The sequence below is a fragment of the Phocoenobacter atlanticus subsp. cyclopteri genome (assembly GCF_018343795.1).
GTDB lineage: Bacteria > Pseudomonadota > Gammaproteobacteria > Enterobacterales > Pasteurellaceae > Phocoenobacter > Phocoenobacter atlanticus.
This window is the reverse complement of sequence record NZ_CP074346.1, coordinates 1670373-1691354: the sequence shown is the minus strand read 5'-3', so window position 1 is coordinate 1691354 and position 20982 is coordinate 1670373. Positions and strand designations below refer to the sequence as shown.

The 20982-nt window shown below is 35.7% G+C and carries 15 protein-coding genes, 2 tRNA genes, 3 rRNA genes and 1 pseudogene; 18 read left to right on the top strand and 3 right to left on the bottom strand.

What is annotated here, in order from left to right; all coding sequences use genetic code 11:
* Positions 1-62 precede the first annotated feature (62 nt).
* The 11 genes from KGI96_RS08155 (at position 63) to KGI96_RS11335 (ending at position 11751) form a co-directional block, all read left to right on the top strand.
* Positions 63-1688, top strand: coding sequence for an AAA family ATPase (locus KGI96_RS08155; protein WP_211597296.1), 1626 nt, complete (start codon positions 63-65; stop codon positions 1686-1688).
* Positions 1689-1797: 109 nt separating this feature from the next.
* The gene (fabA, locus tag KGI96_RS08150; protein WP_211597297.1) at positions 1798-2325 is read left to right on the top strand and encodes a bifunctional 3-hydroxydecanoyl-ACP dehydratase/trans-2-decenoyl-ACP isomerase; all 528 of its coding nucleotides are present in this window, start codon (positions 1798-1800) and stop codon (positions 2323-2325) included.
* A gap of 482 nt (positions 2326-2807) precedes the next feature.
* Positions 2808-3914, top strand: a complete 1107-nt coding sequence (locus KGI96_RS08145; protein WP_213156428.1) for an ISAs1 family transposase — start codon at positions 2808-2810, stop codon at positions 3912-3914.
* Positions 3915-4355: 441 nt separating this feature from the next.
* Positions 4356-5896: ribosomal RNA gene (locus KGI96_RS08140) — 16S ribosomal RNA — on the top strand.
* A gap of 81 nt (positions 5897-5977) precedes the next feature.
* Positions 5978-6054, top strand: a tRNA-Ile gene (locus KGI96_RS08135).
* A gap of 36 nt (positions 6055-6090) precedes the next feature.
* A tRNA-Ala gene (locus tag KGI96_RS08130) sits at positions 6091-6166 on the top strand.
* Positions 6167-6513: 347 nt separating this feature from the next.
* Positions 6514-9527 (top strand): 23S ribosomal RNA (locus KGI96_RS08125).
* 161 nt (positions 9528-9688) lie between these two features.
* Positions 9689-9804, top strand: a 5S ribosomal RNA gene (rrf, locus tag KGI96_RS08120).
* The 16S, 23S and 5S rRNA genes sit together here with 2 tRNA genes alongside, the layout of an rRNA operon.
* Positions 9805-9974: 170 nt before the next feature.
* Positions 9975-10868, top strand: coding sequence for a site-specific tyrosine recombinase XerD (gene xerD / locus KGI96_RS08115; protein ID WP_211599094.1), 894 nt, complete (start codon positions 9975-9977; stop codon positions 10866-10868).
* A gap of 3 nt (positions 10869-10871) precedes the next feature.
* Complete coding sequence (locus KGI96_RS08110) at positions 10872-11165, top strand: DUF5389 family protein (protein ID WP_090922114.1); 294 nt, start codon at positions 10872-10874, stop codon at positions 11163-11165.
* 91 nt (positions 11166-11256) lie between these two features.
* Complete coding sequence (locus tag KGI96_RS11335; RefSeq protein WP_211599093.1) at positions 11257-11751, top strand: helix-turn-helix domain-containing protein; 495 nt, start codon at positions 11257-11259, stop codon at positions 11749-11751.
* A gap of 129 nt (positions 11752-11880) precedes the next feature.
* On the opposite strand, the gene KGI96_RS08100 is transcribed toward KGI96_RS11335, so the two are convergent.
* The 3 genes and pseudogenes from KGI96_RS08100 to KGI96_RS08090 all read right to left on the bottom strand — a co-directional run bounded on the left by KGI96_RS08100 (position 11881) and on the right by KGI96_RS08090 (position 16161).
* Positions 11881-12642 (bottom strand): sugar-binding protein, encoded by a 762-nt coding sequence (locus KGI96_RS08100; RefSeq protein ID WP_211599092.1) that lies wholly within the window; start codon positions 12640-12642, stop codon positions 11881-11883.
* 126 nt (positions 12643-12768) lie between these two features.
* Positions 12769-13524, bottom strand: a pseudogene (locus KGI96_RS08095) (class I SAM-dependent methyltransferase).
* A 57-nt stretch (positions 13525-13581) separates the two neighbouring features.
* On the bottom strand, positions 13582-16161 hold the full coding sequence (locus KGI96_RS08090) for a penicillin-binding protein 1A (protein ID WP_211599091.1): 2580 nt from the start codon (positions 16159-16161) through the stop codon (positions 13582-13584).
* 109 nt (positions 16162-16270) lie between these two features.
* Between KGI96_RS08090 and KGI96_RS08085 the strand changes: the two genes are divergently transcribed.
* The 7 genes from KGI96_RS08085 to thiL all read left to right on the top strand — a co-directional run bounded on the left by KGI96_RS08085 (position 16271) and on the right by thiL (position 20961).
* Positions 16271-17014 carry a hypothetical protein gene (locus KGI96_RS08085; protein WP_211599090.1) on the top strand — a complete coding sequence of 248 codons (744 nt, stop codon included), beginning with the start codon at positions 16271-16273 and terminating at the stop codon, positions 17012-17014.
* Positions 16996-17508: a hypothetical protein gene (locus KGI96_RS08080; RefSeq protein ID WP_211599089.1), complete on the top strand. Its 513-nt coding sequence runs from the start codon at positions 16996-16998 to the stop codon at positions 17506-17508. The genes KGI96_RS08085 and KGI96_RS08080 overlap by 19 nt, the downstream gene beginning before the upstream one ends.
* 2 nt (positions 17509-17510) lie before the next feature.
* Positions 17511-18014 carry a hypothetical protein gene (locus tag KGI96_RS08075; protein ID WP_211599088.1) on the top strand — a complete coding sequence of 168 codons (504 nt, stop codon included), beginning with the start codon at positions 17511-17513 and terminating at the stop codon, positions 18012-18014.
* Between the two features lie 4 nt (positions 18015-18018).
* Positions 18019-19092: a type IV pilus secretin PilQ gene (pilQ, locus tag KGI96_RS08070; protein ID WP_211599087.1), complete on the top strand. Its 1074-nt coding sequence runs from the start codon at positions 18019-18021 to the stop codon at positions 19090-19092.
* 53 nt (positions 19093-19145) lie between these two features.
* Complete coding sequence (locus KGI96_RS08065) at positions 19146-19352, top strand: hypothetical protein (protein WP_211599086.1); 207 nt, start codon at positions 19146-19148, stop codon at positions 19350-19352.
* A gap of 231 nt (positions 19353-19583) precedes the next feature.
* Positions 19584-19997: a transcription antitermination factor NusB gene (nusB, locus tag KGI96_RS08060; protein ID WP_211599085.1), complete on the top strand. Its 414-nt coding sequence runs from the start codon at positions 19584-19586 to the stop codon at positions 19995-19997.
* A 10-nt stretch (positions 19998-20007) separates the two neighbouring features.
* Positions 20008-20961, top strand: coding sequence for a thiamine-phosphate kinase (thiL, locus tag KGI96_RS08055; protein WP_211599084.1), 954 nt, complete (start codon positions 20008-20010; stop codon positions 20959-20961).
* Positions 20962-20982 lie beyond the last annotated feature (21 nt).

The window sequence follows — 20982 nt, the reverse complement described above, 5'->3', positions numbered from 1 at the left end:
ATACAGAAGTATATCGAAAATCACGTTATAATAAATCAAATTTATATTATGAGGCATAATTTGTGAAAATTACTCCACTTTCTTTTAAGCAACTTTCTTGTGAGCATACTTTTTCTCTAAATAATGAGAAAGTGACTTTTTTAGATTTTCAATTTAATTTACAACAAAGTTTATCACTTTTTCAGCAACAACAATCTGGATCATTATTGATCTTAAAAACAGATATTCTACCTGAAATTGTTGATGAAATTACAACTTATTTTACACAAAAAAATCAAAAGCTAAAACTCTGTACGGAATTTAATGGCGATCAATTGTTCGGTTATATCGGTTACATTAAAGAAACTCAGCAAGCAGAAATAGTAGAGGGGATACTTTCACAACTGGATAATGGTGTTTTATTACTAAATGTACATTCGTTGTTAAAAGATCTTTCATTATGGGATAAGTTAAAGCAAGCATTATTATTTGGTGAATTTTATTTAGAACCAAATAAAAAGATGATAATGCAAAAATTATCTATTAAAACAACCTTTAAATTAATTTTAGCTGGCTCTCGTAAAGATATTGCAACACTAACTAACTATGACGAAAGTTTACATCAATTTGCACATTATACAGAAGTAGAAACGGCTTTATCACTTAATGAATACTCATTAACACAATGGGGAAACTATATTCAGTATTTGTCTAAAAACTTAACCACTAAAATATTTTCTAACAAAGGGTTATTGCAATTACTCAATCACTATATTCGAGAAAGTGAAAATCAGCAGCTGATTTCAATTTTACCTACTCAAATAAAAAAAGATATTTTAGGAATTTCTGTATTTTGTGCATCTCAAACACAGTTTGATAATATTGATGGCTATTTTGAATTGTTAGAAAAACAGGCTGCAACATTGAACAATTACACACAATTAGAAATGCTCAATAATCAAGTGTATATCGGCACTGAAAAAGAACAAATTGGACAAATTAATGGGCTTTCTGTGGTTGAATTTGAGGGGGTTCCTTACGCCTTTGGTGAACCATTACGAATTAGCTGTAATACTCGTTTAGGTGATGGAGAAATTGTTGATATTGAACATAAAGTTGAATTAGGAGGCAATGTACACGCAAAAGGCATTATGATTGCAGAGTCTTGTCTTGCTCATTTATTAGAATTACCTACACAACTTCCTTTTTCTGCTTCTTTGGTCTTTGAACAGTCTTATGGTGAAATTGATGGAGATAGCTCATCACTGGCTATTTTCTGTGTATTAGTAAGTAGCTTGGCTAAACTGGCTCTCCCTCAATCCATCGCTGTTACAGGATCTATTGATCAATTTGGTCGAGTATTAAGTGTAGGAGGCGTAAACCAAAAAATAGAAGGCTTTTTCGCTTTATGTCAGAAAAGAACCCTTACTGGCAAACAAGGGGTCGTTATTCCTGAAAGCTGTATATCTCATTTGAGTTTACACAGAGATGTAATTAATGCTGTTGCAGAAGGTCAATTTCATATTTGGGCTGTTTCAGATATTTTCCAAACAATGGAACTATTATTTAGTACTGCTTTTTACGATAAAGATGAAACAGAAAATTCTATTTTTTCGATTATTAAAGAAAACTTAGAAAATGAACAAGAACAACAACCTACAAGCGGTACGATATTTACAAAAATTTACAAAAAATTAATAAATTCTTAATGGTCTGACCATCAATTAATTTATACTTGCTTATTTTACAGTTTGATATTATGAGAGTAATAAAATAAGAAGATATGTTTATTTTGGGACAATTAAATAAGGGATAAAAATGAGTAGTCTAGCAAATATTAAAGACAATTATAATTACGAAGATCTTTTAGCTTCAGGGCGTGGAGAACTTTTTGGTAGTGAAGGTCCTCAACTACCTGCACCTTCGATGTTAATGATGGATCGTATTACTAAAATATCTGATCAAGGTGGAGCTTTCAACAAAGGATATATTGAGGCAGAACTCGATATTCATTCTGATTTACCTTTTTTTAAATGCCATTTTATTGGAGATCCTGTAATGCCAGGTTGTTTAGGATTAGATGCAATGTGGCAATTAGTCGGTTTCTTTCTTGGTTGGATTGGCGGAAAAGGAAAAGGTCGTGCATTAGGTGTTGGAGAGGTAAAATTTACTGGTCAAATATTACCAACAACAAAAAAAGTGATTTATCGTATTAATATGAAAAAAATTATTAATCGTAAATTAGTAATGGGCGTAGCAGATGGGGAAGTAGAAGTTGATGGCAAAATTATTTATACTGCGACTGATCTAAAAGTTGGTTTGTTTCAAGACACATCATCATTTTAATTTTTACATATTTAAGTTATTGTATTTAACGCAATAGAGCAATAATCTATCAGCGGTATCAATTCTTGCCAACCTTGTTTAAATTCAGAGAGCAATATATGAATTGAAGTATTTGGATCTTCAACTTCATTAATAAGTTGTTGGAGACTTCGTGTTTGTTTTTCTAAATTCTATTCTCCAGTACAGGAGTTAATAAAATTAATCGGTAAGCGATAGTTTAGCAACAAGGTTTTGCAAATTTTGTTGTATTTGTTGAAATTTTTTCAAAAGGAATATCTGAAAGCTCAATAATACACACAATACGAGGGAAATTTAAAATTGTGCATATAATATCATTTCTAGTTTAATTGCTTCTACTTGTTGAAGTAAATTTAGTAGAAAAATTTTTGTTAAGTTTTCTTTATTTACACAGGGCAAGATCGCACTTTTCTTAAAAATATGATCTAATAGCACCTATTATTCAATAACAAATAGGTGTAAAAATGAATATATTATCAGCTTTTAAAGATTTGGAAGACCCTCGCAAAGATATAAACAAAAAACATGACTTCTTAGATGTTATTTTTCTTGTCGTAAGTGCGGTAATATCAGGTGCAGAAGGATGGAGTGAAATTCATCAGTTTGGTAAATTGAATATAAAATGGTTACGAAAATACCGAGATTTTGAAAATGGTATTCCTGTTGATGATACGATTGCTCGTATTGTAAGACGGATAAATCCTGAGAAATTAAATTATATTTTTATTAATTTTATCAATGAGATACGAAAATCACAAGGCAAAGAGTGTATTGCAATAGATGGTAAAACATTAAAAAACAGTTCACATTTAGAGCCTCATAATGCCCTACATAGTATTACGGCTTGGAGCTGTTCAAGAGGATTAATTTTAGCTCAAAATAAGTCCAAAGGTAAGAAAAATGAGAATGAAAGCATTCTAGAAATGATAGATATTTTAGAGCTAAATCAAGCCGTCATTACGGTAGATGCGATGAATACGCAAAAGAAAATAGCGAAGAAAATCATAGAAAAGAAGAGCGATTATGTGATGCCATTGAAAAATAATCATAAGAAATTTAGAAATGAAATAGAAAGTTATTTTCATAAAGTAGTGCGAGAAAAATCAATAAAAATAGATGAGTTTCAAGAGGTTAACTGTGAAAGAAGTCGAATAGATCAACGGTATTATTCAAAATTACCAATAAGTGATTGGCTTTTGGAATCTCAAGGTTGGACAGGAATTAAAAGCCTTATTCAAGTTCATAGGATAAGAGAAGACAAAGGCAAGAAAAGTGAAGAAAAAGTATTTTATATCAGTAGCTTAGATGTTCCTTGCGAAGACTTTGCGAAATATATTAGGGGTCATTGGGAAGTTGAAAATAAAGCGCATTGGGTGCTTGATGTTGTTTTTAAAGAAGATGATAGTACGATTTATTTGGGGGATGGCGTTGAAAATATGGCAATAATTAGGCGTTTAGGGCTTAATTTAGCACGACTACATCCAGCTAAAAATAGTATGAAAAGCAAGCTGAAATCAGCTGGCTGGTCTGATGAAATGAGGTCTGAGCTTATTTTTGGTGTGTGTGATTAATTTATAGACAAAGTACGCGGTTGCCCTGTTTATTTACAAACATTTTTAATTAGTATGGTGGAGTAATAGTCCGATTGTAATATATAATTATAGAAAATTAAGGAAATAATCTTTTAAATTTTGTACTAAGAAATTAAAAAAAACGACAATTTGAGCTAAATTTAATCGTTCGAACAAATTTTTCAATATTTTTACAAAAAAGTACTTGCGTCGCCTTTAAAAATCTCTATAATACGCCACACACAATGACGCACTGTTGTGAAAGATTTTGCTAGGTGCGTCGTTGTTTTTTGCTCTTTAACAATTTATCAGACAATCTGTGTGGGCACTTGTTGATTGACTTATTTGAAAAAAATATTTGAAATAAAGAAGTCTTAATAAGTGTCACTGAAAATTTATTTAATAAAAATTCTATGTCAGTTTATTGAGCGATTAAACTTTTAATTGAAGAGTTTGATCATGGCTCAGATTGAACGCTGGCGGCAGGCTTAACACATGCAAGTCGAACGGTAACAGGAGAAAGCTTGCTTTCTTGCTGACGAGTGGCGGACGGGTGAGTAATGCTTGGGAATCTGCCTTGTGGAGGGGGATAACTACGGGAAACTGTAGCTAATACCGCGTAATATCGAAAGATTAAAGTATGGGATCTTCGGACCATATACCACGAGATGAGCCCAAGTGAGATTAGGTAGTTGGTGAGGTAAAGGCTCACCAAGCTGACGATCTCTAGCTGGTTTGAGAGGATGACCAGCCACACTGGAACTGAGACACGGTCCAGACTCCTACGGGAGGCAGCAGTGGGGAATATTGCACAATGGGGGAAACCCTGATGCAGCCATGCCGCGTGAATGAAGAAGGCTTTCGGGTTGTAAAGTTCTTTCAGCGATGAGGAAGGGTTTGTATCTAATAGGTGCAAACATTGACGTTAGTCGCAGAAGAAGCACCGGCTAACTCCGTGCCAGCAGCCGCGGTAATACGGAGGGTGCGAGCGTTAATCGGAATAACTGGGCGTAAAGGGCACGCAGGCGGTTGTCTAAGTCAGATGTGAAAGCCCCGAGCTTAACTTGGGAATTGCATTTGAGACTGGGCGACTAGAGTCCTCTAGGGAGGGGTAGAATTCCACGTGTAGCGGTGAAATGCGTAGAGATGTGGAGGAATACCGAAGGCGAAGGCAGCCCCTTGGAGAGAGACTGACGCTGAGGTGCGAAAGCGTGGGTAGCAAACAGGATTAGATACCCTGGTAGTCCACGCTGTAAACGATGTCAATTTGGGGGTTGGGCTTTAAGCCTGGCGCCCGTAGCTAACGCGATAAATTGACCGCCTGGGGAGTACGGCCGCAAGGTTAAAACTCAAATGAATTGACGGGGGCCCGCACAAGCGGTGGAGCATGTGGTTTAATTCGATGCAACGCGAAGAACCTTACCTACTCTTGACATCCATAGAAGAGACTAGAGATAGTCTTGTGCCTTCGGGAACTATGAGACAGGTGCTGCATGGCTGTCGTCAGCTCGTGTTGTGAAATGTTGGGTTAAGTCCCGCAACGAGCGCAACCCTTATCCTTTGTTGCTAGCAGGTAATGCTGAGAACTCAAAGGAGACTGCCAGTGATAAACTGGAGGAAGGTGGGGACGACGTCAAGTCATCATGGCCCTTACGAGTAGGGCTACACACGTGCTACAATGGCGTATACAGAGGGCGGCGAACCAGCGATGGTAAGCGAATCTCAGAAAGTACGTCTAAGTCCGGATTGGAGTCTGCAACTCGACTCCATGAAGTCGGAATCGCTAGTAATCGCGAATCAGAATGTCGCGGTGAATACGTTCCCGGGCCTTGTACACACCGCCCGTCACACCATGGGAGTGGGTTGTACCAGAAGTAGATAGCTTAACCTTCGGGAGGGCGTTTACCACGGTATGATTCATGACTGGGGTGAAGTCGTAACAAGGTAACCGTAGGGGAACCTGCGGTTGGATCACCTCCTTACCTGAATAAGCGACAATGAGTGCTCACACAGATTGTTTGATAGAGGAATAAGAGACAAAAGAGACAAAAGACATCATTTCTGGGTCTGTAGCTCAGGTGGTTAGAGCGCACCCCTGATAAGGGTGAGGTCGGTGGTTCAAGTCCACTCAGACCCACCACTCATTGAGTGTGGTTAGAAATGATAGTGATGTATTGGGGATATAGCTCAGCTGGGAGAGCGCCTGCCTTGCACGCAGGAGGTCAGCGGTTCGATCCCGCTTATCTCCACCAATTCATCATTGCTAAGTAAATTTATAAGTAATAAATAGTTAGTAAATTTTATATTTATAAGTTGATTTAGCAATGATGAAGCACGTTAAGTGTTTTGTTATATTTGTTCTTTAAAAAATTGGAAACAAGCTGAAAACTGAAGACTTTCAAGTTCAGAAGACAGAGTATGGAAGACAGATGACAGGAATTAAAACTGTAATTTGTTAAAGTGGCTGTTTTTTGAGAAGAAGTCTGAGTAAGAAACTAAAAAATAGTATGTTGAACAAAAGCAACATACGAACTTGAGTTGTTTAATGTAACAACGTTAGGTTTTCTTTGATTTATTTTAAGAATACTTGAGGTTGTATGGTTAAGTGACTAAGCGTACACGGTGGATGCCTTGGCAATCAGAGGCGAAGAAGGACGTGCTAATCTGCGATAAGCTTGGAAGAGTTGATAAGAAACGTGATAATTCCAAGATTTCCGAATGGGGAAACCCAATAGGTGAAGAACCTATTATCAATGACTGAATACATAGGTCATTGAAGCGAACCGGGAGAACTGAAACATCTAAGTACCCCGAGGAAAAGAAATCAACCGAGATTCTGTGAGTAGCGGCGAGCGAAAGTGGAAGAGCCAGTTAGTTTTAGCATTAGTATTAAGAGAATGAGTTGGGAAACTCAATCAAAGAGGGTGATAATCCCGTATCTGAAAATACAATTGTGGAACTAAGCTAACGATAAGTAGGGCGGGACACGTGATATCCTGTTTGAAGATGGGGGGACCATCCTCCAAGGCTAAATACTCCTGATTGACCGATAGTGAACAAGTACTGTGAAGGAAAGGTAAAAAGAACCCCTGCGAGGGGAGTGAAATAGAACCTGAAACCGTGTACGTACAAGCAGTAGGAGCAACTTCGAGTTGTGACTGCGTACCTTTTGTATAATGGGTCAGCGACTTATATTTTGTAGCAAGGTTAACCGAATAGGGGAGCCGTAGGGAAACCGAGTCTTAACTGGGCGTTTAGTTGCAAGGTATAGACCCGAAACCCGGTGATCTAGCCATGGGCAGGTTGAAGGTTGGGTAACACTAACTGGAGGACCGAACCGACTAATGTTGAAAAATTAGCGGATGACTTGTGGCTGGGGGTGAAAGGCCAATCAAACCGGGAGATAGCTGGTTCTCCCCGAAATCTATTTAGGTAGAGCCTTGAGCTGACACCTTTGGGGGTAGAGCACTGTTTCGGCTAGGGGGCCATCCCGGCTTACCAACCCGATGCAAACTCCGAATACCAAAGAGTGATACTCAGGAGACACACGGCGGGTGCTAACGTTCGTCGTGAAGAGGGAAACAACCCAGACCGCCAGCTAAGGTCCCAAAGTCTATATTAAGTGGGAAACGAAGTGGGAAGGCTTAGACAGCTAGGATGTTGGCTTAGAAGCAGCCACCATTTAAAGAAAGCGTAATAGCTCACTAGTCGAGTCGGCCTGCGCGGAAGATGTAACGGGGCTCAAATATAGCACCGAAGCTGCGGCATCAGGCGTATCACAAATACGCCTTATAATTTACGATTGACGGCTTTCACGAAGTGAAAGACGTCCAAGCGTTCCATACGTCGAGTTGGAATAAAGTAAGGATTGAGGAATATTTGTGATACGCCTGTTGGGTAGGGGAGCGTTCTGTAAGCGGATGAAGGTGAATCGAGAGGTTTGCTGGACGTATCAGAAGTGCGAATGCTGACATAAGTAACGATAAAACGAGTGAAAAACTCGTTCGCCGGAAGATCAAGGTTTCCTGTCCAACGTTAATCGGGGCAGGGTGAGTCGACCCCTAAGGCAAGGCTGAAAAGCGTAGTCGATGGGAAACGGGTTAATATTCCCGTACTTGTAATAACTGCGATGTGGGGACGGAGAAGGTTAGGTTATCAGGGTATTGGATATCCCTGTTTAAGCCGGTAGGTGGGAATTCTAGGCAAATCCGGAATTCTGTATAACACCGAGAAGTGATGACGAATCTCTAAGGAGATGAAGTAACTGATACCACGCTTCCAGGAAAAGCCACTAAGCATAGGTTATTATAAATCGTACTGTAAACCGACACAGGTGATCAGGTAGAGAATACTCAGGCGCTTGAGAGAACTCGGGTGAAGGAACTAGGCAAAATAGCACCGTAACTTCGGGAGAAGGTGCGCCGGCGTAGATTGTAGCCCTTTACGGGTGAAGGTTGAACCGGTCGAAGATACCAGCTGGCTGCAACTGTTTATTAAAAACACAGCACTCTGCAAACACGAAAGTGGACGTATAGGGTGTGATGCCTGCCCGGTGCTGGAAGGTTAATTGATGATGTAATCGAAAGAGAAGCTTCTGATAGAAGCCCCAGTAAACGGCGGCCGTAACTATAACGGTCCTAAGGTAGCGAAATTCCTTGTCGGGTAAGTTCCGACCTGCACGAATGGCATAATGATGGCCAGGCTGTCTCCACCCGAGACTCAGTGAAATTGAAATCGCCGTGAAGATGCGGTGTACCCGCGGCTAGACGGAAAGACCCCGTGAACCTTTACTATAGCTTGACACTGAACCTTGAATTTTAATGTGTAGGATAGGTGGGAGACTTAGAAGTAGCAACGCCAGTTGTTATGGAGTCAACCTTGAAATACCACCCTTTAACGTTTGATGTTCTAACGAAGCACCCGAAACGGGTGTTCGGACAGTGTCTGGTGGGTAGTTTGACTGGGGCGGTCTCCTCCCAAAGAGTAACGGAGGAGTACGAAGGTTTGCTAATCACGGTCGGACATCGTGAGGTTAGTACAATGGTATAAGCAAGCTTGACTGCGAGACGGACATGTCGAGCAGGTACGAAAGTAGGTCATAGTGATCCGGTGGTTCTGAATGGAAGGGCCATCGCTCAACGGATAAAAGGTACTCCGGGGATAACAGGCTGATACCGCCCAAGAGTTCATATCGACGGCGGTGTTTGGCACCTCGATGTCGGCTCATCACATCCTGGGGCTGAAGTAGGTCCCAAGGGTATGGCTGTTCGCCATTTAAAGTGGTACGCGAGCTGGGTTTAGAACGTCGTGAGACAGTTCGGTCCCTATCTGCCGTGGGCGTTGGAGAATTGAAAGGGGCTGCTCCTAGTACGAGAGGACCGGAGTGGACGCATCACTGGTGTTCCAGTTGTTTCGCCAGAAGCATTGCTGGGTAGCTACATGCGGAATAGATAAGTGCTGAAAGCATCTAAGCACGAAACTAGCCTTGAGATGAGTTCTCCCAATCTATAAGATTGTAAGGGTTGTTTGAGACTAAGACGTAGATAGGCAGGGTGTGTAAGCGTTGTGAGACGTTGAGCTAACCTGTACTAATTGCCCGAGAGACTTAACCATACAACACTCAAGTGTTTTTGTTTCAGAAGACAGAGGACGGAAGACAGAAGACTGTAAGGTTGGAGTTTGAAGTTTAAGAAAGTTAAAGTAGAAGCTTGTTTTTAATTTAGAGAATATAGAGTTAGTGTTATGTAGAAGTGACATTAACAGAAAAGAATATTCCTGATGGCCATAGTGCAGCGGAACCACCTGATTCCATACCGAACTCAGAAGTGAAAAGTTGTAACGCCGATGGTAGTGTAGGGTCTCCCTATGTGAGAGTAGGACACCATCAGGGTTTTATAAGAAGGAAGAGCCGTAACTAGAAATAGTTACGGCTTTTTTGTATTTAAAAGACAGTGAAAAATAAAAAAACGCTCAAATGTTACAACCAAAATAGTATTACTAAATAGTTTTTGTATTATAATCTTCTGTAATTTGTAAATTTTTAACAGGATCTTACCGCTTGTGAAGAAACTTGACCCCATTATTGAGTTGTTTTTAGATAGTTTATGGCAAGAACACGGATTGTCAGAGAATACTATTGCTTCTTATCGACAAGATTTAGAACTTTTTAGTCAGTGGCTATCTGATAAACACAATTTTTTGACTTTAGATCATTTTGATTTACAAAGTTTCTTAGGGCAACGTTTGGAGCAGAGGTATAAAGCGTCTAGTTCTGCAAGAATGTTAAGTTGTTTACGTAAATTTTTTCGATTTTTATATTTAGAAAATTATCGTAGTGATGATCCTACTGCAACCTTGATGTCTCCCAAAAAATCCCAACGGTTACCAAAATCTCTTAGTGAAGAGCAAGTGTTGGATTTATTAAATGCACCTAATACGTTAGATCCGATTGAATTACGAGATAAAGCGATGTTAGAGTTGTTATATGCAACAGGATTACGTGTGACAGAATTAGTTTCGCTAACATTGGAAAATTTGAGTTTACGACAAGGTGTGGTTCGTGTGATTGGTAAAGGGGATAAGGAGCGACTTGTTCCCGTTGGTGAAGAAGCAAATTATTGGATTAATGAGTTTTTTCTGTATGGACGTCCTTTATTACTTAAAAATGAGCAGTCTGATGTGTTATTTCCAAGTCGTAGAGGGACACAAATGACTCGTCAAACTTTTTGGCATCGTATTAAACACTATGCTTTGCTTGCTGATATTGAGAGCGATAAATTATCCCCCCATATTTTACGACACGCTTTTGCGACACATTTAGTGAATTATGGTGCAGATTTAAGGGTGGTACAGATGTTATTAGGGCATAGTGACCTCTCAACTACGCAAATTTATACCCAAGTGGCAAAATCTCGGTTACAATCACTTCATCAAAAATATCATCCAAGAGGATAAGCAATGAATTCGTCATTTTCAAAATTTAGTTGGGCATTAGGTGGCTTATGTTTACCTTGTGCTTTATGGCCGTTAGCATTATTACTTACACCTGCATTATCTAATCATATTCAATTTAGTTCTTTACAACTTAATCTCTTATCTATTTCCCTTTGGGTTTATCCGTTTATTCTTTTTACTATCGCTTATCTTTTATTTAAATTGCATAAAACCAATGTTAAGTTAGCAAAGCAATTACTTTTGGTGGCGTTTATCGGTGCTTATGGGTATTGGGGTTATATTTTTAGCTTAATTTAAGAGAGTGTCATATAGATGTCGTCCCTGTGTCGTTCTTTCTTCTGAACTTTGTTGTTAATATGAAAATCCACTTAATGAATGGAGAAGAATAATGATTATACAGAAATTAAGATTAGAACGAGGTTGGTCTCAACAACAGCTTGCTGAAATGAGTGGTTTAAGTACTCGAACAATTCAGCGTATTGAAAATGGTAAGACAGCCAGTAACGAATCAGTAAAATCATTAGCCTCTGTTTTTGAAGTGGATTTTTCAACTTTAAAAGGAGCATTAACAATGAATACTGAAACACTGTCTTCTTCAAACAATAGTAATGATTTAATATTAACTCGTGATGAACAGTTAGCTTATCAAAAAGTACGTGATATTAAGCGTTTTTATATCAAATTATTTGTGTTTGTTATTGTTATAAGTGTATTACTCATAATCAATTTAATTGCTACACCTGATGTTTGGTGGGTACACTGGGTCTTTTTAGGCTGGGGATTGGGGCTAATAATTCGAGGATTAAAAACGTTTGATTGGCTACCTCCATTAGGTGTGGAATGGGAAAAGCGTCAATTAGAGAAGTATTTGAATAGGAAATAAATAATGCACATATCAAAAAGGTTGATTTTGTTTAAGAAATCAACCTTTTTAGATTGCTCAAATTGTTATTTTATTCTTGAATATTTGCTTTAAATAAAACTATCTATGAATTTATGATGTTATGGAAGATCATAAACCTAGAAAACGAAATACACCAAATGCTGAATCAACGTGGAAATCAGGATAAGTAGTGTTAGGATCTACCCAAGAAATCCATTGCATTTTGGTTTCTTTAGAACTAGTTTTAGAGAATTCAGCACGGAACACACCGACTCGCATAGTGTTATCTTCTCTAATAAGTTGTAAATTTCGTAATGATTCAAGAGGAATCGAACCTTGAATGATATATCCTTTTTCAGTTTGGATTCCTGTTGTATTTAAGCCTTTTAAGTTCCATTTACTATCTAAATGTCTATAGTATTCTACACTATAGTCGTGTACTCTACCTTTCGCATCTACTTCGACAGAATAATATTTGTGAAGTTTATAGTTATCTGGTTGATCAACTGATGTACCAGCAAAAAACATCTCAACCCGATCTTCTGCATCAACGGTCGATTCGTCACTTTTCCAGCCATCTTCTACTAATACATCTTTATCTTCCACAACAAAATTAAAGTATAAAGAGATGCCATCGTGGAATGCTTTAAACACTGTTTTTGGTGCTTGAATAGCTTCCCAAGGATAGTTTAGTGAGCCACTGATCTCAGGAATAGATTGCCAAGTTTGTTCATTCGGAATTTTATTTGTTGAGATAGTCGGATTTTTTATAAAAATAACATCATACTGGGCAGAACCTTTACCATTATCAGTGATATGACGTTGTTCTGCATTAACGTAAGAAATAGCGACTAATAATGTAAGAAAGAAAATACAAAATTTTTTCATCATTTTACCTCTCTATGAATTTACACCCTCTTGAAAAGTAACAAATAGTTATTTTTTTGTCAATATTTTTATGTTTTATAATTGTATAATTTTTTAAGTTGTGTTATGAAAATTTTAATAAAATAAAACTCAGTACTTCGACTTTGCTTTAACAAAAAGTAATGGTGGGCGGTGTGTGAGATCTTTAAATTCATTATGCCATTGTGGTTGATCTATTAGCATTGGTTCTTCTATTTGTTCAATTTAAAATCCTGTTTGGATTAATTGATTTAAAATTGTTGCCATTGTGCGATGATAAGTTTTAAAGGGTTGTTTAAACCAATTTCTCTCTCTTTCTCCCTCATCTCTATAATGGTTTAAGCGATATGCTATTTGTAGATTATCCATATTCTTTTCCCAGCGATTTCCTTGTTTATGAGCAGTAACTATTGGGTGTTCTTGTGAGAAAATAAGTGAGCCTTTTAAGTTAAGCTTTGTTTTTATATCCTGTAAAAGCTGTGGAAAATTCTCAATATAATGAAAGGCAAAAGAACTGGTAATTAAATCAAAATTACCTTCATCAAGTTGTTTTAGTTTCTCCATTGCTAAACAATGTAATTTATAAGCGGTAGGATTTATTTTATTTTTTGCAAAATTTTGTTGAGCCTGATTTAGCATTGATTGAGATAAATCTACACCAGACACATAACTTGCACCTTGTCGAAGATAATAGTGTAAATGTCCACCTGTTCCACAGCCTAAATCTAATATTCGTTTATTTTTTAAATTTGGAAGGAGTGAGAACATTGTCGGTTTTTCCACAACTTCATTCAAACTCATTGGATTGGTTCTTAATTGTTGATAGCGTTCAAAGAATACAGATTTATCGTAAATGCTTGTTTTCATAATAAGTATTTTTTATAAATGAGAAAAGCGAGTTTTTACACTCGCTTTAATGATTAATTAGAATAATTCTTTGGTTTTTATCTCTGGTGAATCTAAACCTGATTGAGAATTTGGATTGGTTACTGGAATTTGATAACCTTGTTCAATAATATATTTATTTTTAGGTTCTGTACCTTTAATAAAATATTCTGTTAAATCATCACCTAGTAAACCATATTGAGCATCAATTCCTACTTTAATAATATTGGGTGGTATAGTTTCAGCACGTTGTGGTTTATCAGAAAGTGCGACTTTCATATACTTAATCCAAGCTGGAAGTGCTGTACTTGCACCCGCTTCTCCTCTACCGAGTTCTTTATTATCATCAGAAGCAACATAAACAGTCGTCACAATATCGGAGCCAAAACCCGCATACCAAGTTACTTTAGAATTGTTAGTTGTTCCTGTTTTTCCACCAATATCTTTACGAGGTAATTGCTGTGCTATTCGCCAACTTGTACCTCTCCAGTCTTGCCCTCTCTCACCGAAAGCGGCTGAATGTAATGCACTACGCATTAGAAAAGCAAGTTCCCCACTAATCACTCGAGGTGCATAGTGGATAGTTTGCTCTGTTTCAGAGGAGGTTGCCATTAAGCTAGGATCTTCTTTCTTTGTTGTAGGCTCTATTTGTAGGTCAGTAATATTATTATCATCTGATGTTGAAAGTGAATCCACAACTTCATCCTCATCTTCTTTTACAAAATCAAAATAGGTTGGTTCAGGGTAAATAACAGGAATATCATTACAAGAAATACAAGCAATACGAGGATTTGCTTTATAGAGTTCATTGCCCTGATAGTCTTCAACTCTTTCGATGATAAAAGGATCAATCAAATATCCGCCATTATCAAATACAGCATAGCCACGAGCCATTTCTAATGGTGTAAATGATGCAGCTCCTAAAGCTAAAGCTTCAGTTGCTTTATACTGATCTCGATTAAAGCCAAAACGTTGTAAATATTCAGCAATGTAATCAATGCCCGCCATTCTTACTGTTCTTACCATCATCACATTTTTAGATTTTCCTAAACCTACTCGTAATCGCATTTTCCCTTCATAAATATTAGGAGCATTTTTAGGAACCCAAGGCTCTTGACCTGCTTTACGAATAGTAATAGGTGTATCATTTAGTACTGTTGCAAGGCTTAATCCTTTATTCATTGCAGCAGTATAAATAAATGGTTTAATAGAAGAACCGACTTGCACCATTGATTGTGTAACACGGTTAAAATTACTTTGTGCAAAACTAAATCCACCAACAGCAGCTTCAATCGCACCGTTATTACTATTTAATGAAACTAATGCTGAATTAACTTGTGGAATTTGTCCAAGTTCCCAATCAGTAGAGCCTTGTTTATTTTGTATTGCTCTAACCCAAATTTGCTGACCGACTTTTAATACTTGCTTCACAGAAGTAGGAGATGATCCTTTTCTATTTTTATTGATAAATTTTCTTGCCCATTTCATTCCAGATAATGGAAGGTCTGCCTCTCCACCATCAGCTAACAAAATATGTGCTTTATTTGGGGTCACATTCAAGACAGCAGCACTTACAAAAGGCTCAGAAAGAGGGAGTTTACTCAAATGTTCAATAATATCTTCTTCATTCCACGCAGTGCTATTTTCCTTCCAAAGTGTTACCGCACCTCTCCAACCGTGACGTTTATCATATTTAATTAAATTTTCTCTTAATGCTTTCTGTGCTTCAAATTGATCTTTTGATAAAACAGTTGCAAAAACCTTAAAACCTTTGGTATAAGTCGCTTCTTCACCATAACGTTTTACCATTTCTTTACGCACCATTTCAGTGACATACTCAGCACGAAAATCTAAAATTGTTTTGTGAAATTTAGAAATAATGGGTTCTGCTTTAGCTTTTTCATACTGTTCTTGAGTAATTTTTTTTACTTGTAGCATTCGCCATAATACGGTATTGCGGCGTTTTTCTGCTCGTTTCACAGAATAAATAGGATTCATTGTAGAAGGGGCTTTTGGAAGTCCTGCAATAATCGCTGCTTCGGAAAGAGTCAGTTGATCTAATTCTTTTCCAAAATAAGTTTGAGCCGCAGTTGCAACACCATAAGATCGGTATCCTAAATAAATTTTATTTAGATATAATTCTAAAATTTCATCTTTACTCATTACCTTTTCAATTTCTGTTGCTAAAATTAACTCTTTTAATTTACGAGCAAGCCTTCTCTCTGGTGTTAAGAAAAAATTTCGAGCTAATTGCTGAGTAATAGTACTTGCCCCCTGTTTTCGCCCGCCTTTTAATAGAGCTACAGCAGCACGCACAATGCCTTTTAAATCATATCCACTATGCTCATAAAAACGCGTATCTTCAGTGGCAATAATGGCATCAATAAGTTGTTGTGGAATCTTTGCTAATTTAACAGGAATACGGCGTTCTTCACCTACTTCTCCAATTAATTTTCCATCAGAGGTATAAATTTGCATTGGTTGTTGCAGTTTAAAATCCTTTAGAGAATTAATTTCGGGTAAGTCTGATTTAAGGTTTGCATATAAAATTCCACCACCAATAGCAGCGAGAATAATAAGAGAAAGTAAAGTACTTAATATTATTTTTGTGATCTTCATCGAGAAAACTCTTTTTGTTAATGACGAATAAGTAATTTTAGCACAATAATAGTGCCTATTTTAATTTTACGATCATACCTTAAAATGCACTAAAAAGGAAAAACAATAGATGTTATTTCAAACAAAATTACAGAATAAAAAATTGGGATTAAGCCAAAATGAGCAATACTTTTGTGTGGTTTCCATTGAAGATCAAGTAATTTGTACAAAATGGTATGAAAAAGACAGTAATAGATTATTAGATATTTTAAAGAGAGAGAAATCAGAAATTTGTATAATTCAAAGTATAAGTGACCGCTTTATTTGGAGAAAATACCTTTTTTTCCCTCATCATTATAATAAGGCAATGATATATCGCCAAATTATTGAGGTATTAAAACAAGAGGTTCCTGTTTCTATTGAGGAGATCTATTTTGATTATCAAATAGCATTACAAGAATCAGAGAATATTTATAGAGTGATTATTTATGCACTTATTAAAAATAATGAAACAGATTTTAATCTCAATAAGCAGATGGTTTTAGACAGCGAACTTTATTGTTATCGTAGGGGAATCGATTATTTAGTCCATCAACAATTAGATAACAAGGAAGAAAGTAGTAGAGAAGATACTTATTTATTTAAAAATCAACTTATTCAGTTTAAACAAACAGAGCTTTTCCAGACATCTATTGAAAAATTATCCCAATCAACAGGTTGTAAGCGGTTACTTACTATTGAAAAAATACAAAATTTATCACAAATAGAAAAAGAAAAAATTATTACACTGGCGTTACCTAGTGATCAGAAAATTATTGATCCTTATTTATATATAATAGCATTAGGAGCCTGCTTATGGAATGGCAAGGTATAAATTTAACAAATTATCATCAAACAAATTGGCTAAATAAGATTAAAAAAAGATATTTTTATTATATGGTTTTGGTTGTTATTTTTATTATATTTGCGGTAATGATAAAAATATACAGTAATAACTTTTATACAAATGGATTATATTATCAACAGCAAAATAATAAATTTAATCTTAAAATTAAAAACAAAGAAGCATTATTAAATAATTTTCTTAATAATAAAAAAATGCAAAAAAATCTTCTTAATGCTCAAAATATAAAATTGATACTGGATAAACTTCAAAATCTACCCATTGAAGGTGCAGTGAATGAAATTAATATTAAACATAATATAACAGATTATTTTTTGATTTTAGGAAAGTTAAATAAACAAGAAGATTTTGAAAAAATATCAGCTTATTTAAAACGTATTAAAAATACAAGTTTTAGTATTAATATGCTACAAACTAACAGTGATAATCAATTAGAATTTATTATTAAAGTGAGTTTTATATAAAGATGAATAAAATAAAAAAGTATTATTTTCAGCCCAGTAGCTATGTTTACCTTTTCATTGAGGCGACCTTAATACATAAGGTACAGATTTCTATTTTAATCGGATTATTGATTATAAGTTACCCTGTGTATGATATTTTTCATAATATTAAATATCAACAAAAACAGTTTGATACTTTTCAAAAGTATAAGGAAAATGATTTGAGTCTTGATAAAAAATTAAAAAAATTAAAGGTGGTTTCCATAGATAATCATTCTCCTTTAGAAATTAATCAAAAAGTTAAACGTATTTTAGTTAAAAACAAAATGAATGTTGAAAGTATTTTATGGAATAAAGAAAATAATATTATTGATGTTGTTTTTAATCAAAAATTTAAAAATGTTGTCGATGTGATTATTCAAATAAGCAATACCAAGAATATTTATTTTAATGAAATTAACTTAATAAAAATAAATAAAAATAATTTGGTGCAGTGTGTACTAAGTTTATCCATATTAGAAAGGTAAAATAATGAAAAAGTTAGTATTATTAATGTGTTTGTTTTTTAGTTGTTATATTTATGCTGATCCTTTTTATAAAGAAAAAGAAATTATGGATAACAAAGTCACAGTTGAAGAATATAATATAGATGAAAGTGAACCTGATATTGTTGATAAAGAGGGTTTAGTAAAAAGCATTCATTTAAATTATGCGAGAGCAAAAGATATTATTGAAAGTTTAACTAAAGGACAAGGAACCTTGTTAGATGGCGGTTATATTCATTTTGATCAACAAACAAATACATTGATTTTAAAAGGAAGTAATCAGATTTTAAATAAATTAACCGCATTAGTAAAAAAATTAGATAAACCCATTAGGCAAGTTGCTATTGAAGCAAGAGTAGTGACTATCAGTAGTGAACATTTACAAGAATTAGGTGTTCGATGGGGAATGTTTAGTCCAACTGCGAACTCTCATCAATTTGGTGGAAAATTAGAAGGGAATGGGTTTTCAGCAAATAATTTAAATGTTAATTTTCCAGTGGTCAGCAATGCAGCTTCTGCAGTTATTCAAATTGCGAGTTTGAACAATAGATTATTAGATCTAGAATTAACGGCATTAGAACAAGAAAATAGTGTGGAAATTATTGCTAGTCCAAGTTTGATTACAACAAATGAGAATAAAGCGAGCATTAAGCAAGGAACAGAGGTTGCTTATCCACAGCGTAATGCTAAGGGGGACATTACTGATGTTGAATTTCGTGATGCAGTTTTAGGGCTTGAAGTCACTCCTCATTTTTCTCAAAATGATCAAATTTTACTGGATTTATTAGTTACTCAAAACGCACCAAATACAGCAACAGCAAGTAGTCAGCAATGGGTGACTATAGATAAACAAGAAATTAAAACTCAGGTTTTAGCTCAAAATGGTAAAACGATTGTACTTGGAGGGATCTTTCAAAATATGCTTTCTAAGGAAAAAGATGCAGTACCTTTATTAGGAAGCCTACCGATATTAAAGCATTTATTTAGTCATACCAAAGATAAGGTGGCTAAACGTGAACTCGTCATTTTTGTCACGCCACATATAATTAATCCTCAGTAGTAATATTGGCTGAAAAGTTTTTATAGTTTACTTATTTATTATGGAGTTTGTAAATGAAATCAGAGTTAGTTAAAATAAAAAAAGAAACAATAAGAGAAGCGGGTAAATTATTACTTGATTTTACCAAAATTATTGTTGCTATTGCAGTGATTACGCCATTTGTACAAAATAATAATGTTGAGGTATTTCCTTTTCTATCTGCAAGTATTTCAATGGTTACAGGTTTATATTTAATAAACAAAGGAGCAAAAAATGGATAGTTTAACGATTGTATCAGGTGTTATTGCATTATTTGGTCTTTTATTTGCATTATATGTGCATTTTTCTACTAAATGATTTATAAAAGACGGTCACTTTCTCAGTCTAATATTTTCCCCTATCCGTTGAATTTATGATAGAATTCGCTACCGTTCCACCTCATGTTTAAAAATAATACAGCCAGCGGTCAGATCTTTAACAAATTTTGCAAAATTATACTTTATAGAGGTTATATGAAAGTTTCTCCACGTCGTCGAGCTCGTGAATGTGCGGTACAAGCACTGTATTCTTGGTTTATATCTAAAAATTCAATTGAAGAAGTTGAAGTTTCGTTTATGACAGATCAAGATATGAAAGGTGTTGACGTTCCTTATTTTCTTAAATTATTACGTGGTACAGTTGAACATATCACAGAGGTTGATGCAGCTTTTCAACCTTATTTAGATCGTAGTCAAGATGATCTTGATCCTATTGAATATTCCATTTTACGAGTAGCAAGCTACGAATTAAAATTCCAACTTGATGTGCCTTATAAAGTGGTGATCAATGAAGCGATTGAAGTGGCTAAAGTATTTGGTTCTGATGATAGCCATAAATATGTAAACGGTATTTTAGATAAATTAGCACCTGCATTAGGGCGTAAATAAGATTTCTAAAATGAATGAATTTGATGTAATTAAGCACTACTTTAATCGTCAGAAAGCAAAACAATCTTCTGTATTCGCGATTGGCGATGATTGTGCCATCATCGAATTAGCATTACAACAACAGTTAGCCATTACCACAGATACTTTAGCTGTTGGAACACATTTTCTTCCTGAGATCTCTCCTTATGATTTAGCCTATAAATCTGTTGCTGTCAATTTAAGTGATTTGGCGGCAATGGGGGCAATACCCAAATGGATTTCATTAGCTTTAACCTTACCAAAGGTGGATCATCAATGGTTAGCCGAATTTAGCAAAGGGTTATTTGCTATTTTAGATCACTACAATGTAGAATTAATTGGCGGTGACACAACCAAAGGTGCATTATCCATTACAATTACCGCTCAAGGGGTATTAGACAAAGGTACGGGGTTATATCGTCATAAAGCACAACTGAATGATTTGATTTTTGTATCAGGAACACTCGGTGACAGTAAAGCAGGTTTAGCACTATTATTTAATCAAACTAAAAATGACACAGAGCAACAACAATACTTATTACAACGTCATTTAAACCCTACTCCTAGGATAGAACTAGGTCTGTTACTTAATCAATATTCGCAATGTGCGATTGATATTTCAGATGGACTGTTGGCAGATTTAGGACATATTTTAGCGCGTAGTCAATGTGGTGCAGAACTGAATTTGCAAGATTTGCCCCTGTCATTACCGCTTGTAAATGAATATCCACGACTAGCAGAAACTTTTGCTTTAACGGGAGGGGAAGATTATGAACTTTGCTTTACTATTCCTCCTAACAAGGTAGAGGCTTTTAAGCAAGCCCTTGCTCACTTAAACATAAAATGTAGCTGTATTGGTAAAATCATCCAATCTGGCTTAACTTTATTAAGAGAGGGTAAAGAAGAGCCGTTTCCTGTACAAGCAGGATTTGACCATTTTTCATAAAAAATAAAAGGTAACAAAATA

Bases quoted from the DNA above. Each gene is read 5' to 3' on its own strand.
- nusB (WP_211599085.1), top strand. From the start codon at position 19,584: ATGAAAGTTTCTCCACGTCGTCGAGCTCGTGAATGTGCGGTACAAGCA.
- KGI96_RS08110 (WP_090922114.1), top strand. From the start codon at position 10,872: ATGAATTCGTCATTTTCAAAATTTAGTTGGGCATTAGGTGGCTTATGT.
- KGI96_RS08085 (WP_211599090.1), top strand. From the start codon at position 16,271: ATGTTATTTCAAACAAAATTACAGAATAAAAAATTGGGATTAAGCCAA.
- KGI96_RS08075 (WP_211599088.1), top strand. From the start codon at position 17,511: ATGAATAAAATAAAAAAGTATTATTTTCAGCCCAGTAGCTATGTTTAC.
- KGI96_RS08065 (WP_211599086.1), top strand. From the start codon at position 19,146: ATGAAATCAGAGTTAGTTAAAATAAAAAAAGAAACAATAAGAGAAGCG.
- KGI96_RS11335 (WP_211599093.1), top strand. From the start codon at position 11,257: ATGATTATACAGAAATTAAGATTAGAACGAGGTTGGTCTCAACAACAG.
- fabA (WP_211597297.1), top strand. From the start codon at position 1,798: ATGAGTAGTCTAGCAAATATTAAAGACAATTATAATTACGAAGATCTT.
- KGI96_RS08100 (WP_211599092.1), bottom strand. From the start codon at position 12,642: ATGATGAAAAAATTTTGTATTTTCTTTCTTACATTATTAGTCGCTATT.
- KGI96_RS08145 (WP_213156428.1), top strand. From the start codon at position 2,808: ATGAATATATTATCAGCTTTTAAAGATTTGGAAGACCCTCGCAAAGAT.
- KGI96_RS08090 (WP_211599091.1), bottom strand. From the start codon at position 16,161: ATGAAGATCACAAAAATAATATTAAGTACTTTACTTTCTCTTATTATT.
- thiL (WP_211599084.1), top strand. From the start codon at position 20,008: ATGAATGAATTTGATGTAATTAAGCACTACTTTAATCGTCAGAAAGCA.
- KGI96_RS08080 (WP_211599089.1), top strand. From the start codon at position 16,996: ATGGAATGGCAAGGTATAAATTTAACAAATTATCATCAAACAAATTGG.
- pilQ (WP_211599087.1), top strand. From the start codon at position 18,019: ATGAAAAAGTTAGTATTATTAATGTGTTTGTTTTTTAGTTGTTATATT.